The sequence below is a fragment of the Agromyces archimandritae genome, assembly GCF_018024495.1.
In the GTDB taxonomy this organism is placed as follows: domain Bacteria; phylum Actinomycetota; class Actinomycetes; order Actinomycetales; family Microbacteriaceae; genus Agromyces; species Agromyces archimandritae.
Genome location: NZ_CP071696.1, coordinates 901,719 through 916,523, shown reverse-complemented (window position 1 = coordinate 916,523; position 14,805 = coordinate 901,719). Strand labels below are relative to the sequence as shown.

Below are 14,805 nucleotides of genomic sequence, written 5' to 3'. Positions count from 1 at the left end.
GCGGGGATGCGGGCGGGGCGCATCCCGGAAGCGAGCGCGCGGGGCGGCGGGGCCCGATGGGCGGACGGGGACCCAGCGATACCTCCTCGCGGGCATGAGAAGAGGGGCCGCGCGATGCGCGACCCCTCTTCTCAGACCGGTCGGGGTGACAGGATTTGAACCTGCGACCTCCTCGTCCCGAACGAGGCGCGCTACCAAGCTGCGCCACACCCCGGTCGGCTCGATGAGCCTCAACAAGGATAGCCGATAATCCGGGCGCTCCCGACCACGGCCGGTGGGCGGCCGCTCAGCGCCCGGTGTCGGCCGAGACGAGGGTGAGCAGCGTCGCCTCGGGCGGGCAGGCGAAGCGGAAGGGCGCCGTGATCGAGGTGCCGAGGCCCGCCGAGACGTTCAGGAACGCCGTGTGCAGGCCGTGGTGCCAGAGGCTCAGCCCCTTCACCTGGGTGCGAGGGATGTCGCAGTTCGTGACGAGCGCGCCGAAACCCGGCACGCACACCTGCCCTCCGTGCGTGTGCCCGGCGAAGATGAGCTGCGCGCCGTGGTTCACGAAGGAGTTCAGCACGCGCCGGTACGGGGCGTGCGTGACGCCGATCGTGAGCGTCGGCCGCGGGGTGACGGGTTCGTCGTCATCCAGCCAGGATTCTTCGCCGAGCGGATCGGCTTCGCGTTCCTCGTCGATGGCGGCGGTGATCAGGTCGAGGCGGTCGAACCCCTTGTGCGGGTCGTCGACGCCGAAGAACTCGAGATGCGTGCCGTTGACGTCGATCGCCGATGCCCGGTTGTCGAGGTCGATCCAGCCGAGCTCCTGCTCGAAGTAGTCGACCATCGCCTCGGTGTCGAGCCGCTTCGCCCGGGAGTGAGCGCGTGAGGGCCCGAGGAAGTAGCCGAAGGGGTTCTTCACCACGGGGCCGAAGTAATCGTTCGAGCCGTTGACGAAGACGCCCGGGATGCCGGCGAAGGCGTCGAAGGCGCGGCGCACGCCCTCGAGCCCGCGCTCATGACCGAGGTTGTCGCCGGTGTCGACGATGAGATCGGGTTCGAGGGCGGCGAGGGCGCTCACCCACTGCTGCTTGTCACGCTGCCACGGCGCCATGTGCAGGTCGGAGACGTGCAGCACCCGGATCGGCTTCGCGCCGGCCGGCAGCACGGGCACCTCGACCTGGCGCAGCGTGTAGCGACGGCGTTCGACGAGCGCCCCCCAGGCGAACGCCGCGGCGCCCGCCGCACCGATCGCCGTGGCGATGCGGGCGGCGGGCGACCGCGGATGTTCGCGACTCAATCGCCGGTGTCCGTCGTGCCGTCGGGGGCCTCGCCGGGCTGCTCGCCGCCGGTCCCGCCGCCGCCGCTGTCGTCGTCACCGTCACCCGGCTGACCTGGCTGCTGCTGCGCGGCCTCCGTCTTGATGGTGACGCGGTCGCCGCGCTTGACGGCGCTGCCGGCATCCGGCGACTGCGAGACGACGGTGCCGTTCGAGGGCCCGTCGATCTTGACCCGGAGGTTGGCGGCTTCGAGAGCCGATTTCGCCTCGGAGCCCGTCATGCCGACGACGTTCGGGACGCTCGCGCCCTGGCCGTTGCTCGTGAAGACGCGGATCGTCGTTCCGCGGCCGGCCTCGCCCGAGGGGTCGGTGCCGGTGGCCTGGCCGCGCGGCAGATCGGAGTCCTGCTGCCCGCCGTCCTCGAAGACGAAGCCCGCCGACTCGATGGCCTTCTTCGCCTCTTCGAGCGAGAGGCCCTTCACGTCGGGCACGGCGACCATGACCTGCTTGAACGCCCAGTTGCCCGGGTCGCTGAAGGCGTTGCCGCCGTACTTCTCATCGGCGAGGGTCATGATCGACTTCCACATCCGGTGACGGGCGGTTTGCACGGGCCCGCTGTCGAAGCTGCTGAGCTCACGCTGATTCACGTCGCCGGTGACGGCGCCGACCCAGACCGCGGTGGCGACCGCTGTGCTCGCGCCGACCATCCACGTGTCCTTCGCATGGTCGGTGGTACCGGTCTTGCCGATGTGTGCGATGCCCGTTCCGGTGTTCGACTCCGATGCGGTGGCGCTGAAGGTCGTTTGCATCGCATACTGCATCGCGTGCGCGACATCGGGGGTCACCGACTGGTTGCACTCCGACTTCGGCGGCGCGATCTCCTCGCCCTTGCTGTCGACGATCTTCTCGATCGCGATCGGTGAGCAGGTCACGCCGTCGTTCGCGATGCCGGCGAAGGCGGCGGCCATCGACAGCGGCGAGACCTCCTGCGTGCCGATGATGTCGGAGGGGCCGAAGACCTGGTCGGGGTTGCTCTTGGGCGTGCCGAGCGGGTTGCCGTCGGCGCGCTTGACTCCGAAGGCCTCGGCGGTCTGCTTGATCTTGCAGAGGTCGGTCATCTGCGCCATGGCGGCGAACGCCGAGTTCACCGAGTACTTCGTCGCGTCGACCGCATTGTTCGCGACGTTCGAGTCGTCGTTCAGCGGGTTCCACGGGTCGCCGCGCCAGGTGCCGTTGCAGCTGTCGGGGAAGGAGGTGAAGGCTCGCCGCGAACCGTTGAACGTCTCGGTGAGCGAGTGCCCCTCGTTCAGCCATTCGGCGAGGGTGAAGACCTTGAACGTCGACCCGGGCTGGAAGCCTCCCGAGCCGCCGTAGGCGTAGTCGGTCGCGTAGTTCACACCCGTGAAGTTCGGGTCTTGCGCCTGCTCATCGGAGTTCGTGTAGTGCTTGTTGACCGACATCGCGAGCACCTTGCCCGTGCCCGGCTGGACCGAGACGGCGACCGAACCCACGTCGAACCGCGGATCGCTCGAGGGCACGTTCTCCGCCATCGCCTGATCTGCACGGGTCTGCAGCTCGAGGTCGAGGGTCGTGTCGATCTGCAGACCGCCGCGCTGCAGCATCCGCAGGCCCTCGTCGACATCCTCGGTCGCAGGGTCGTCGTAGTTGTTGCGGATGACCCACGTCACGTAGTCGCAGAAGAAGGCGGCGCCGCCGGCCGTCGTGCAGCCGGTGCTCGGTTCGCTGATATTCGGCTCGACCGCGGTGGCGAGCGCCTCGTCGGCCTGCTCCTGCGTGATCGTCTTCTCTTTGAGCATCTCACGGATCACGTAGTCGCGACGCTGCTTGTTCGCCGCGTACGGGACGAGCTCGCCGGTCTTCTCGTCGACCGACTCGGCGCCGTTCGCCGGGTCGTCGGGCTGGTCGAGGCGGAACTTCTGCGGGTGGTTCACGATCGCGATGAGGCTCGCGGCCTGGGCGATCGAGACATCCTTCGCGCTCACGCCGAAGTAGTACTGCGCCGCCGATTCGATGCCGTAGACGCGGCCGCCGAAGGCCGCGATGTTCAGGTACCCCTGCAGGATCTCGTCCTTCGAGTACTTCTTCTCGAGGGCGATGGCGTAGCGCATCTCCTTGAGCTTGCGGTCGGCGCTGACCTCGGTCGCGGCGTCGTACGCGGCCTCGACCTCTTCCTGCGTGTTCGCCTTGCTCACGCCGTTGTTGATGAGCACGTTCTTCACGTACTGCTGCGTGATCGACGAGCCGCCCTGCGTGTTGCCCTTCAGCACGGTGTTGACCGCACCTCGGATCGTGCCCTGGATGTCGATGCCGCCATGCTCGTAGAAGCGCGGATCCTCACCGGCGATCGCGGCATCCTTCACGAACTGGCTGATGTCGTCCCACGCGACCTCTTCGCGGTTCTCGACGAAGAACGAGGCGAGAAGCTGCTTCGAGCCGTCGGGCTTCGTCGCGTAGATGTCGGACTTCTCGGCGAGCTTGTCGATCTCGAGGTACCCGGGCAGGTTCTCGAACATGCTGATGCTGCTCGTCGCCGCGATACCGGTGACGGCGATGGCCGGGGTCACGGATGCCGTGACGAGCACTCCGGCGAGCGCGCTCATGCCGACGAAGCCCAGGAGGCCGCCGGCCATACCGCTCATCGATCGTTTGGGGGCAGACATATAGTGGAGCGTAGCGGAGATGGCTGGTAATACGCGCGATGCGGGCGCTGATTCGGCGTCTGCCCAGCCGCCTGGCAGCCCCTCCCATGCTGTTCGCGAACTCGAGACAAGGAAGCCGAATGCCCACCTGGGAGTACGTAACCACGCCGCTGCTGATCCACAACACGGCCGCGATCCTGAACAACTGGGGTTCCGAGGGGTGGGAGCTCGTGCAGATCGTGCAGGGCCCCGAGGGCGGCCTCGTCGCCTACCTGAAGCGCCCCGTCGGCGGCGAGAGCTCCCAGGCCGCGCAGGCGGGTGCGGCCGCCGCGGCCGAGGCCGCGAAGCAGTTCGAGGGCGAGCAGTGAGCGCCGAGGCGCGCCTGGTCGAACTCGGCATCGCCCTGCCCGACGTCGCCGCGCCCGCGGGCGCGTATGTGCCCGCGGTCATCCACGGCGACCTCGTCTACACGGCCGGTCAGCTGCCCTTCGTCGACGGCGCGCTGCCCGCGCAGGGCAAGGTCGGCGACGGCCACGGCCTCGTTCCCGCAGCGGATGCCGCCGAGTACGCCCGCCGGTCGGCGCTGAACGCGCTGGCGGCCGTCAAGAGCGTGCTCGGCTCCCTCGATCGGGTGACGGGCGTCGTCAAGGTCACCGGCTTCGTCGCCTCCGACCCGTCGTTTACCGGCCAGCCCGGCGTCATCAACGGCGCCTCGAACGTGCTCGGCGAGATCTTCGGCGAGGCCGGCCGCCACGCCCGTTCGGCCGTGGGCGTCGCCGTGCTGCCGCTCGACTCGCCCGTCGAGGTCGAGCTCGTCGTCTCGTTCGCGTGAGCCCGGCGCGGCCGAGCGCCGCTCCCGCCTGAGCGCGCCCGACATGAGGATGCCGCGGACGGGAGACCCCGCCCGCGGCATCCACTCGGGGAACACCCCGATGAAGCTCAGCGGACCTGCGAGCTGATGACCTCCATGATCGAGGTGTCGGCCAGCGTCGTCGTGTCGCCGATCTGACGCCCCTCGGCGAGGTCGCGCAGCAGACGCCGCATGATCTTGCCCGAACGCGTCTTCGGCAGTTCCGGCACGATGAACACCTGCCGCGGCCGGGCGATCGCGCCGATCTGCGTCGCGACGTGCTTGCGGAGCTCCTCGCTCGTCGTCGTGAAGTCGGCCGCGAGCACCGCCTGGCTCTCCTTCAGGATGACGAAGGCGACGACGGCCTGGCCGGTCGTCTCGTCGCTGGCGCCGACGACGGCCGCCTCGGCCGTGTACGGGTGGGCGACGAGGGACGACTCGATCTCGGCCGTCGACAGGCGGTGCCCCGACACGTTCATGACGTCGTCGACGCGGCCGAGCAGCCAGATGTCGCCGTCCTCGTCGCGGCGGGCGCCGTCGCCGGCGAAGTACTTGTCGCCGAACTTCTCCCAGTACGTCTCCTTGAAGCGCTCCGGGTCGCCCCAGATGCCGCGCAGCATGCTCGGCCACGGCTCCGTGACGACGAGCAAGCCGCCGCCCTCGCCCTCCACGGGCGTGCCGTTCTCTTCGAGGATGTCGACCGAGATGCCCGGGATCGGCGTCTGCGCGCTGCCCGGCTTCAGATCGGTCACGCCCGGCAGCGCCGAGATCATGATGCCGCCCGTCTCGGTCTGCCACCACGTGTCCACCACGGGGATCGAGCCGCCGCCGATGACGTGCCGGTACCAGATCCACGCCTCGGGGTTGATGGGCTCGCCCACCGACCCGAGCAGGCGCAGCGAACGCAGGTTGAACTGCTGCGGGATCGAACGGCCCTGCTTCATGAAGGAGCGGATCGCGGTCGGCGCGGCGTAGAGGATCGAGACCTTGTACTTCTCGATGATCTCCCACCAGCGCCCGGCGTGCGGGGTGTCGGGCGTGCCCTCGTAGATGACGCTCGTCGCGCCGTTGGCGAGGGGCCCGTAGACGACGTAGGAGTGGCCGGTGATCCAGCCGACGTCGGCGGTCGACCAGTAGACATCCGTCTCGGGGTGCAGGTCGAAGACGTTCTTGTGGGTGAACGCGACCTGCGTGAGGTAACCGCCCGAGGTGTGCAGGATGCCCTTCGGCTTGCCGGTCGTGCCGCTCGTGTACAGGATGAACAGCGGGTGCTCGGCGCCGAAGGCCTTCGCCTCGTGCTCGGGAGATGCGGCATCCCGCGCCTCGTGCCACCAGATGTCGCGATCCGTCCAGGCGATGTCGTTCTCGCCGCGGCGGACGACGAGCACGTGCTCGACCGAGCCGCCGCTCTTGGTGACCGCATCGTCGACGGTGGGCTTCAGCGGGAAGACCTTGCCCTTGCGGTACCCGCCGTCGGCGGTGATGACGAGCTTGGCCTCGGCGTCGTCGATGCGCGAGGCGAGGCTGTCGGAGGAGAAGCCGCCGAAGACGACGGAGTGGATCGCGCCGATGCGCGCGACGGCGAGCATCGAGATCACGGCCTCGGGGATCATCGGCAGGTAGACGGCGACGCGGTCGCCCTCGCCGACGCCGAGGGACTCGAGCACGTTCGCGGCACGCTTGACCTCCTCGGTCAGCTGCGCGTACGTGTAGCTCTTCGAGTCGCCGGGCTCGCCCTCCCAGTGGAAGGCGACGCGGTCGCCGTTGCCGGCCTCGACGTGACGGTCGAGGCAGTTGACGGCGACGTTCAGCTCGCCGTCTTCGAACCACTTGGCGAACGGGGGATTGCTCCAGTCGAGCGTGCGGGTGAACGGCTTCGACCAGGTGAGCAGCTCGCGGGCATGGTCGGCCCAGAAGCCGAGCCGGTCGGCCTTCGCCCGGTCGTAGAGGTCCTCGGAGGCGACCGCTTGAGCGGCGAACTCGGGGCTCGGGCGGAACCGCCTGATCTCCTCGAGGGTGTGATCGATCTCGACAGTCATCGTCGTTGTCGCTCCTTCGCGAATGGGTCTTGCACAGTGGGATTCGCCTGCCCCACCAGCACCCTACCCGCGTTTCGCCGGTGCGCTGCATCCGCCCGTCACGCTCCGACGTGCCGTGTTCAGGGGTGCTCGCAGAGCCGGCTCGGAGCCGTCAGACTGTGAAAACACTGCAGTCTTCTGTATGTCGGCACAAATGAGGACAAAAAGTACTTGCGTATGGAACGGGAATCCGTAAACTGGTCTCCGCCCGAACAACTTCGTTTTTCGAGGCCTGCAGCGCCTTGGATTCCCCCCAATCCACGCGCTGCCGAGGCGGCACCTGTTCCCCCCAATGGGTGCCGCCCCCTTCTTTAATATCGGCGGTTCAGCAGAACGGCAGAGCGCGAGTCCCTCTCCACAACGGCGTGGAGGGGGACTTTCGCGTTGGCGGGTGGATGCGCCGGGTGCGGGTCTCGGGTCTCTGGTCTCTGGGCCGGTGTGGGCCGGTGCGGGCCGGTGCGGGCCGGGCGCGTGGCGGCTGCCCGTTCGTAGGAGTACCGATCTCCCGCTGGAGTGCCGGAAAGTCAGCACTCCCACGGGAGATCGGTACTTCTCGGGGTACCCGGACGCGAGATCGGTACTCCTGTGGGCGGGCGTGCCGCGCGGGCGGGGTGGATGCGGTGGACGGGGCGCGGGTGGATGCGTCGGGTGCGGGTGCGGGTGCGGGTGCGGGTGCCGGTGCGGGTCTCGTGTCTCGGTTTCTGGGCCGGCGCCGGGCCGGGCGCTGCGTGCCGCCGGCTGCGACCGGTCCTCCACAGGGGCGTGCCGTGAACGGGTTCTCCAGAGATCCGCCGGAACGGCCCCGGCGGGCCCGGCGCTCCGCATAGCCTCGCCGGCATGATCGTTCCGTTCGTCGCGACGCCCTCCTGGCTCGCCGAGGGCCGCCCGGCGGCCGTGCCCCGAGTGGATGCCGTCTCGCGCCCCGCCCGGGGCTCCGCCGGCCCGGGTGCCGCTGCGCGCCCGGCGCCCGTCGAACGCGCGGCGGCGTCGGAGGGTGCGGCGGTGTCGGAACGCGCCGCTGGACAGCGCGGGCCGGCGGGCGTGTTCGTCGCCGCGCCATCGGGTGGGGCCTCGGTCGCGCCGTCGGGTGCGAGCGACGGCGCGGCGTCCGGCACCGAGCGCGACGCGGCATCCGTCGACGTGTCGGCGCTCGGCCCGCTCGCCCCGTTCGCCGACGACGAGCGCGTCACCGACCTCTTCGTGAACGGCGAGAGCGGATTGTGGGTCGACCGCGGCGACGGGGTCGTGCCGGCCGCCGGCTGGGAGGCCGACGAGGCCGAGGTGCGCCGGCTCGCCGTCGCCCTCGTCGCCGCCGGCGGCCGCCATATCGACGAGGCGACGCCCGCCGTCGATGTGCGTCTCGGCGCGGGGATCCGCGTGCACGCCGTGCTGCCGCCCGTCTCGCGCTCCGGCACGCTCGTCTCGGTGCGCATCCCGCGGCAGGCCGGGCGCACGGTCGCCGAGCTCGCCGCCGGCGGCATGCTGACCTCCGCCGAACTCGGGCGCCTCCGCGCCGCCGTCGCCGCCCGCGAGAACCTGCTCATCACCGGCGCCGCGGGCACCGGCAAGACGACGCTGCTCGCAGCCCTCCTCGCCGAGGCGCCGCCGCGCGAACGGATCGTCGTCGTCGAAGACGTCGGCGAGCTCGAGATCGCCCACCCCCACGTCATCGGCCTCGAGGCCAGGCAGGCGAACCTCGAGGGCGCAGGCCGCGTCGGGCTCGACGCGCTCGTCCGCGAGGCGCTCCGCATGCGCCCCGACCGGCTCGTCGTCGGCGAATGCCGCGGCCCCGAGCTGCGCGAACTCTTCGGCGCCCTGAACACCGGCCACGACGGCGGGGCGGGAACCCTGCACGCGAACTCCCTCGACGACGTGCCGGCGCGCCTCGAAGCGCTCGGCGCATCCGCCGGCATGGGCCCGACCGCCGTCGCACGGCAGGCGGCCAGCGCCTTCGACCTCGTCGTGCACCTCGAACGCGCGGGCGGTCGCCGCCGCGTGCAGGGCATCGGGCGCCTCGAACTGCGCGGCGAGCGGCTGGAGGTCGCGGCATGATCGCCGGGACGCCCGCACCGCTGCGCGCACGGCTCGCCCCGCGGCTGCGCGCCCGACTCGCCCGCCGCCCCGACGAGATCGCCGAACGCGAACGTCTCGCCCAGCTCGCCGAACGTCTCGCGGTGCTGCTCGGCGCCGGCGTCGCGCCGGCCGCGGCCTGGCGTCATCTCGCCGAACTCGGCGGCACCGATGCCGAGCGCATGCGGCGCGCGGCCGAGCTCGCCGCGCACGGGCATCCGCTCGCCGAACTGATCACCGGTGCGGATGCCGCAGCCCACGGCCCGGCCGAGCCCGGCTGGCGCACCCTCGTCGCCGCCTGGGACGTCGCCGTCGCCGCCGGCGCACCCCTCGGCGACGGGCTGCACGCGCTCGCAGAGGCCCTCCGCGGCGAAGCGGAACTCCGCCGCGAGGTCGCGACCGCGCTCGCCGGGCCGCGCTCGAGCGCCCGGCTCGTCGCGTGGCTGCCCGTCGTCGCCGTCGGCTTCGGCGCCGTGCTCGGCTTCGACACCATCGGCACCCTCACCGGCACCCCGATCGGCGCCGCGAGCGGGGCGGTTGGGGTGCTGCTGCTCTGGGCCGGGGCCGCCTGGAACCGGCGGCTCGCAGCCAGGGCGGCACGCATGCCCGACGCGCCCGGGCTCGAACTCGAGCTCGTGGCGATCGCCATGTCGGGCGGCGCCTCGCTGCCGGCCGCGCGTCGGCTCGTGCGCGAGACGCTCGGCCGGCTCCTGCCCGACGCCGGCGACGGCCGATCCGCCGACGAGGTGCAGGCCCTCGCCGAACGTGCCGGCGCACCCGTCGCCCTCCTCTTGAAAGCCGACGCCGCAAGGCTCCGACGCGACGCGCGCGCCGCCGGCGAACTGCGTGCCGCATCCCTCGGCACCGCGCTCATGATCCCCCTCGGCGTGTGCGTGCTGCCGGCCTTCGGGCTGCTCGGCGTCGCACCGCTGCTCATCTCGGTCGTCACGGGAACCCTCGGATGACCCCCCAGACCTCGTGCCGCCATCGCGCCGGAACCCCCGGCCAGACGAAAGGAACCCACCATGACCCGTGACCGCGCTCTCCGACGACCCTTCGACGCCGCTCCGCGACGGAACGCCCTGCTCGGCCGCCTCGCCGAGGACCGGGGCGCCGCGACCGCCGAATACGTCGTCGCGACCCTCGCCGCCGTCGGCTTCGCCGGGCTGCTCGCCGTCATCCTCGCCGGCGACGAGGTTCGCGGCATCCTCACCGATCTCGTGCGCAATGCGCTCACGGTGGGCTGACGCCGGCGACCGGGGCAGCGTGACGGCGGAGTTCGCCGTCGCGCTGCCCGCGGTGGCGCTCGTGCTCGCCGCATGCCTGGCGGCGGTGCAGCTCGTCACCGCCCAGGTGCGGCTGACCGATGCCGCAGCGGATGCCGCACGCGCGCTCGGCCGGGGCGAGGCCGCCGCATCGGCGGCCGCACTCGTCGAACGGATGGTCGGCGGGGCGGCGCTCGCCGAACGCCGCGAGGGCGAGTTCGTCTGCGCGACCGTCACCGCCGGCGGCGGGGGGCTCTTCGCCGCCGTCGAGCTGCGGGCGGACTCGTGTGCGCTGGCCGGCGGGCTGTGAGGGGGGCCGTGCGGCCGGCGGACGCGCCGGGGCCGGTCGCCGCCGAGGCGGATGCCGGGCCGCCGATCTCCTCCGAGCGCGGCGCGGCCACCGTGCTCGTCGTCGCGATCGTCGCGGCGATCATGACGGTGACGGCGGTCGTGCTCCCCGTGCTCGGGATGCTCGTGCAGAGCGCGCGTGCCGCGAATGCGGCGGACGCGGCGGCGCTGGCCGCCGCCGACGCGGTCGCCGGGGTCGTCGACGCGGTGCCCTGCGAGCTCGCCGCGCGGGCCGCGGCGCTCGGCGGAGCCGAGCTGACCGGCTGCGCCCTCGACGGCCCCGTCGCCGACGTCTCGGTCTCGATCGCGCTCGGGCCCTTCGACACGACCGCGACGGCACGCGCCGGCCCGCCGGGCTGGCCGGGGTGATCCGGTCGCCCGTCGGTCGATCGGTCAGTCGACGCTGGTCTCGATGAAGCGGTACTCGACGGCGCTCGGGCGATCGCCCGAATCCTCGTACTCGAGCCCGGCGCCGCGCGAATAGATATAGCGCTTGCCCGCTCCGGGGATCTCCAGCCGCGGCCGCGGATCACCGGATTCGAGGAAGGCGGTCGAGATCGTGCGGCCCTCCAGCGGGCCGTCGCTGAGCTTCGCCGTGTAGGTGCCGAGTGCAGTGCCCATACCGTCATTCTCGTCCGGTCCGCGACGGATGCAAGGAAGAAGGGACGGCCGTTTCGGAGAGTCGGCTTGAGGGCGCTCCCGGCGGATATGTGTATCGTGTGGCTGACGGAGGGCATCCGTCGCGCCGCACGCGCACCGCTCGGGGGAGCTTCTCGCCGTGCGCAATCCGCCATGACGTGTGAATAAGAGGAGTCTGGTGCCAACACTGGTCATCGTCGAGTCGCCGACCAAGATGAAGTCGATCGCCCAGTACCTGGGCGACGGCTACGAGGTGCTGAGCTCGGTCGGGCACATCCGCGATCTCATCGAGCCGAAGAACCTGCCCGCGGACCTGAAGAAGGGATCCCTCGGCAAGTTCTCGGTCGACGTCGAGAACGGTTTCGAGCCCTACTACGTCGTCTCGGACTCGAAGAAGAAGACGGTCGCCGAGCTGAAGCGTGCGCTGAAGAACGCCGACGAACTCCTCCTCGCCACCGATGAGGACCGCGAGGGCGAAGCGATCGCCTGGCACCTGCTGCAGGAGCTGAAGCCGAAGGTGCCCGTGCGCCGCATGGTCTTCCACGAGATCACGAAAGACGCGATCCAGAAGGCGAAGGACCGGACCCGCGAACTCGATACCGCCCTCGTCGACGCGCAGGAGACCCGACGCATCCTCGACCGCCTCTACGGCTACGAGGTCTCGCCCGTGCTCTGGCGGAAGGTCGGCCCCGGGCTCTCGGCCGGCCGGGTGCAGTCGGCGGCGACGCGCCTCGTCGTCGACCGCGAACGCGAACGGATCGCCTTCGTCACCGCCGCCTACTGGGACCTTTCGGGCCGCTTCGCGCCCGACGCCGACGAGCCCGCCAAGAACGCCTTCGAGGCACGACTCGTCCGCCTCGACGGTCGCCGGGTCGCGACCGGTCGCGACTTCGACGACCGCGGGCGGCTGACGAGCGACGCCGTCGTCCTCGACGGGCCGACCGCGAACGCCCTCGCCGACGCCCTCCGCGACGACACCGTGCCCGCGCGGGTCTCCAAGGTCGAGTCGAAGCCCTACTCGCGCCGCCCGGCCGCCCCGTTCACCACGTCGACCCTGCAGCAGGAGGCCGCCCGCAAGCTCCGCCTCTCGGCGCGCGACACGATGCGCGTCGCGCAGTCGCTCTACGAGAACGGCTACATCACCTATATGCGCACCGACTCGACCTCGCTCTCGCAGCAGGCGATCACGGCCGCGCGCACCCAGGCGACCACGCTCTACGGCGCCGACTCCATCCCCGACAAGCCCCGCAGCTACGCCTCCAAGTCGAAGAACGCGCAGGAGGCGCACGAGGCGATCCGCCCCTCGGGGGAGGTGTTCCGCCTGCCCTCCGAAGTGCAGTCGGCACTCCGCGGCAGCGAATTCAAGCTCTACGACCTCATCTGGAAGCGCACCGTCGCCTCGCAGATGGCCGACGCCAAGGGGCAGACGGCGACCATGACCATCGAGGTCGGGCCGACGGCGGATGCCGCGGGCACCGGCATCGACACGACCGCCTCGATCGGGGGTGCGACCGCCGAGTTCACCGCGAGCGGCACCGTCATCACCTTCCGCGGCTTCCTCGCCGCCTACGAGGAGAGCCGCGACGAGGACGAGCGCGACGAGACGCCCGGGGAGGCGAAGCTGCCCGCGCTCGCCGAGGGCCAGCAGATCCACCTCGCCGAACTCGAGGCCAAAGACCACGAGACGAGCCCGCCGCCCCGCTTCACCGAGGCGAGCCTCGTCAAACGCCTCGAAGAACTCGGCATCGGCCGCCCCTCGACGTTCGCGTCGATCATCTCGACCATCCTCGACCGCGGCTACGTCACCCGGCGCGGCCAGGCGCTCGTGCCGAGCTGGACGGCGTTCTCGGTCGTCAGGCTCCTCGAAGACCACTTCGGCGACCTCGTCGAATACGACTTCACCGCCGAGATGGAGGACGACCTCGACCGCATCGCCGCCGGCGACGCCGACCGCCTCGACTGGCTGAACGAGTTCTACTTCGGCGGCGACCGCCACCGGGGCCTCCGGAACGTCGTCGACAACCTCGGCGATATCGACGCCCGCGAGATCAACTCGGTGCAGATCGCCGAGGGCATCACCCTGCGCATCGGCAAGTACGGCCCCTACCTCGAGGTCGCCGACCCCGACGCCGGGCCCGACACCCCGCCCCGCCGCATCAACGTGCCCGAGGACCTCGCGCCCGACGAGCTCACCCGCGAGAAAGCCGTCGAGCTCATCGAAGCACCGGTCGCCACCGACCGGGTGCTCGGCCGGCATCCCGAAACCGGCAAGGAGATCGTGTTGAAGGACGGGCGCTTCGGCCCGTACGTCACCGAGCTCGAACCGGAGCCGGAGACGGCCGGGGGAGCAGGCGCCGCGGCATCCACCGGGGAAACCGCGAAGCCGAAGAAGGGCACGAAGAAGGCCGCCGCGGTCAAGCCCCGCACGGCATCTCTGTTCAAGACGATGGACCCGGCCGAGGTCGACCTCGACACCGCCGTCAGGCTGCTCTCGCTGCCGCGCGTCGTCGGCGCCGACCCCGGAACGGGCGACGAGATCACCGCGCAGAACGGCCGCTACGGGCCCTATCTGAAGAAGGGCACCGACTCGCGTTCGCTCGCCACCGAGGACGAGATCTTCTCGATCGACCTGCCGGCGGCGCTCGAGGTGTTCGCCCAGCCGAAGTACGGCGCCAGGCGCGGACCGAGCGCCCTGAAGGAGTTCGACGCCGACCCCGTCAGCGGCAAGCCGATCAAGGTCAAGGACGGCCGGTTCGGCCCGTACGTCACCGACGGCACGACGAACGCGACGATCCCGCGCGGCGACTCGGTCGAGGACATCACCTTCGAACGCGCCGTCGAACTGCTGCAGATCAAGCGCGACAAGGGTCCGGCGAAGAAACCGGCCGCGAAGAAACCTGCCGCTGCGAAGAAGCCTGCGGCCAAGAAGCCCGCGGCGAAGAAGCCCGCCGCGAAGAAGGCGCCCGCGAAGAAGGCGCCCGAGGCGTGAGCGGAGCCGACGGACTCTTCATCACCTTCGAGGGCGGCGACGGCTCCGGCAAGACGACGCAGGCCGAACTCCTCGGCGCCTGGCTCGCCGAGCAGGGCCGCGCGGTCGTGCGCACCCGCGAACCCGGAGGCACCGCGTTCGGAGCCGACGTGCGCGAGATCGTGCTGCACAGCCGCGGCGACATCGATCCGCGCGCCGAAGCACTGCTGTACGCGGCCGACCGCGCGCACCACATCGCGACCATCGTGCGCCCGGCCCTCGACCGCGGCGACGTCGTACTGCAGGATCGCTACATCGACTCCTCGGTCGCCTACCAGGGCGCCGGCCGCGTGCTCGACCCCGAGGCGGTGCGCGGCATCTCCGCCTGGGCGACGGGCGGGCTCGCCCCGCAGCTGACGGTGCTGCTCGACCTCGACGCGGCGACCGCGCGAGGCCGGCTCGACGCGGCCCGCACCCGCTACGACCGGCTCGAGGCCGAGGCCGCCGAGTTCCACGAGCGGGTGCGGGAGGCGTACCTCGCGATCGCGGCCGCCGAACCCGGCCGGTTCCTCGTGGTGGATGCCGCGCTGCCCGTCGACGAGATCGCCGCGCTCGTGCGCGACCGCGTCGCCGAGCTGCTCTGACCGCGCTGTCGGCGGCGCCGGGTAG

At 71.2% G+C, this 14,805-nt stretch carries 13 protein-coding genes and 1 tRNA gene; 9 read left to right on the top strand and 5 right to left on the bottom strand.

The features are described from left to right. Nucleotides 1-140: 140 nt before the first annotated feature. The 3 genes from G127AT_RS04160 to G127AT_RS04150 all read right to left on the bottom strand — a co-directional run bounded on the left by G127AT_RS04160 (nt 141) and on the right by G127AT_RS04150 (nt 3,939). A tRNA-Pro gene (locus G127AT_RS04160) sits at nt 141-214 on the bottom strand. 72 nt (nt 215-286) lie between these two features. Beyond that, nucleotides 287-1,279, bottom strand: coding sequence for a metallophosphoesterase (locus tag G127AT_RS04155; RefSeq protein ID WP_244857735.1), 993 nt, complete (start codon nt 1,277-1,279; stop codon nt 287-289). After that, complete coding sequence (locus tag G127AT_RS04150) at nt 1,276-3,939, bottom strand: transglycosylase domain-containing protein (RefSeq protein WP_244857734.1); 2,664 nt, start codon at nt 3,937-3,939, stop codon at nt 1,276-1,278. The genes G127AT_RS04155 and G127AT_RS04150 overlap by 4 nt, the downstream gene beginning before the upstream one ends. Nucleotides 3,940-4,058: 119 nt before the next feature. Here G127AT_RS04150 and sp36 point away from each other — a divergent pair, with 119 nt between their 5' ends. Both sp36 and G127AT_RS15980 read left to right on the top strand, forming a co-directional pair. After that, entirely contained in the window at nt 4,059-4,286 is a 228-nt protein-coding gene (sp36, locus tag G127AT_RS15985) for a Sp36 family protein (RefSeq protein WP_244857733.1), read from the top strand. After that, nucleotides 4,283-4,750 carry a RidA family protein gene (locus G127AT_RS15980; RefSeq protein ID WP_244857732.1) on the top strand — a complete coding sequence of 156 codons (468 nt, stop codon included), beginning with the start codon at nt 4,283-4,285 and terminating at the stop codon, nt 4,748-4,750. Before sp36 ends, G127AT_RS15980 begins: the two co-directional genes overlap by 4 nt. Before the next feature lie 107 nt (nt 4,751-4,857). Here G127AT_RS15980 and acs read toward each other — a convergent pair whose 3' ends face one another. Further along, on the bottom strand, nt 4,858-6,807 hold the full coding sequence (gene acs / locus G127AT_RS04140; RefSeq protein ID WP_210900211.1) for an acetate--CoA ligase: 1,950 nt from the start codon (nt 6,805-6,807) through the stop codon (nt 4,858-4,860). An 876-nt stretch (nt 6,808-7,683) separates the two neighbouring features. Here acs and G127AT_RS04135 point away from each other — a divergent pair. From G127AT_RS04135 to G127AT_RS04115, 5 genes are read left to right on the top strand one after another with little or no spacing between them, the layout of a single operon-like run. Beyond that, nucleotides 7,684-8,898 carry a TadA family conjugal transfer-associated ATPase gene (locus tag G127AT_RS04135; RefSeq protein WP_210900208.1) on the top strand — a complete coding sequence of 405 codons (1,215 nt, stop codon included), beginning with the start codon at nt 7,684-7,686 and terminating at the stop codon, nt 8,896-8,898. After that, nucleotides 8,895-9,881 (top strand): type II secretion system F family protein, encoded by a 987-nt coding sequence (locus G127AT_RS04130; protein WP_210900205.1) that lies wholly within the window; start codon nt 8,895-8,897, stop codon nt 9,879-9,881. Before G127AT_RS04135 ends, G127AT_RS04130 begins: the two co-directional genes overlap by 4 nt. Nucleotides 9,882-9,941: 60 nt before the next feature. Beyond that, nucleotides 9,942-10,163, top strand: coding sequence for a DUF4244 domain-containing protein (locus G127AT_RS04125; protein ID WP_210900202.1), 222 nt, complete (start codon nt 9,942-9,944; stop codon nt 10,161-10,163). A 19-nt stretch (nt 10,164-10,182) separates the two neighbouring features. Further along, nucleotides 10,183-10,491, top strand: coding sequence for a TadE family type IV pilus minor pilin (locus tag G127AT_RS04120; protein WP_244857731.1), 309 nt, complete (start codon nt 10,183-10,185; stop codon nt 10,489-10,491). A gap of 8 nt (nt 10,492-10,499) precedes the next feature. After that, nucleotides 10,500-10,898: an Rv3654c family TadE-like protein gene (locus G127AT_RS04115; RefSeq protein WP_244857730.1), complete on the top strand. Its 399-nt coding sequence runs from the start codon at nt 10,500-10,502 to the stop codon at nt 10,896-10,898. A 24-nt stretch (nt 10,899-10,922) separates the two neighbouring features. Here G127AT_RS04115 and G127AT_RS04110 read toward each other — a convergent pair whose 3' ends face one another. Continuing rightward, complete coding sequence (locus tag G127AT_RS04110; RefSeq protein WP_210900196.1) at nt 10,923-11,150, bottom strand: hypothetical protein; 228 nt, start codon at nt 11,148-11,150, stop codon at nt 10,923-10,925. Nucleotides 11,151-11,382: 232 nt separating this feature from the next. On the opposite strand from G127AT_RS04110, the gene topA reads away from it, so the two are divergent. Beyond that, complete coding sequence (gene topA / locus G127AT_RS04105; RefSeq protein WP_244857889.1) at nt 11,383-14,157, top strand: type I DNA topoisomerase; 2,775 nt, start codon at nt 11,383-11,385, stop codon at nt 14,155-14,157. Further along, nucleotides 14,154-14,780, top strand: a complete 627-nt coding sequence (gene tmk, locus G127AT_RS04100; RefSeq protein ID WP_210900193.1) for a dTMP kinase — start codon at nt 14,154-14,156, stop codon at nt 14,778-14,780. The genes topA and tmk overlap by 4 nt, the downstream gene beginning before the upstream one ends. Nucleotides 14,781-14,805 lie beyond the last annotated feature (25 nt).

Coding starts and splice junctions, on each gene's coding strand:
- acs (WP_210900211.1), bottom strand. CDS start 6,807: ATGACTGTCGAGATCGATCACACCCTCGAGGAGATCAGGCGGTTCCGC.
- G127AT_RS04130 (WP_210900205.1), top strand. CDS start 8,895: ATGATCGCCGGGACGCCCGCACCGCTGCGCGCACGGCTCGCCCCGCGG.
- G127AT_RS04125 (WP_210900202.1), top strand. CDS start 9,942: ATGACCCGTGACCGCGCTCTCCGACGACCCTTCGACGCCGCTCCGCGA.
- G127AT_RS04135 (WP_210900208.1), top strand. CDS start 7,684: ATGATCGTTCCGTTCGTCGCGACGCCCTCCTGGCTCGCCGAGGGCCGC.
- G127AT_RS04150 (WP_244857734.1), bottom strand. CDS start 3,939: ATGTCTGCCCCCAAACGATCGATGAGCGGTATGGCCGGCGGCCTCCTG.
- G127AT_RS04110 (WP_210900196.1), bottom strand. CDS start 11,150: ATGGGCACTGCACTCGGCACCTACACGGCGAAGCTCAGCGACGGCCCG.
- sp36 (WP_244857733.1), top strand. CDS start 4,059: ATGCCCACCTGGGAGTACGTAACCACGCCGCTGCTGATCCACAACACG.
- topA (WP_244857889.1), top strand. CDS start 11,383: ATGAAGTCGATCGCCCAGTACCTGGGCGACGGCTACGAGGTGCTGAGC.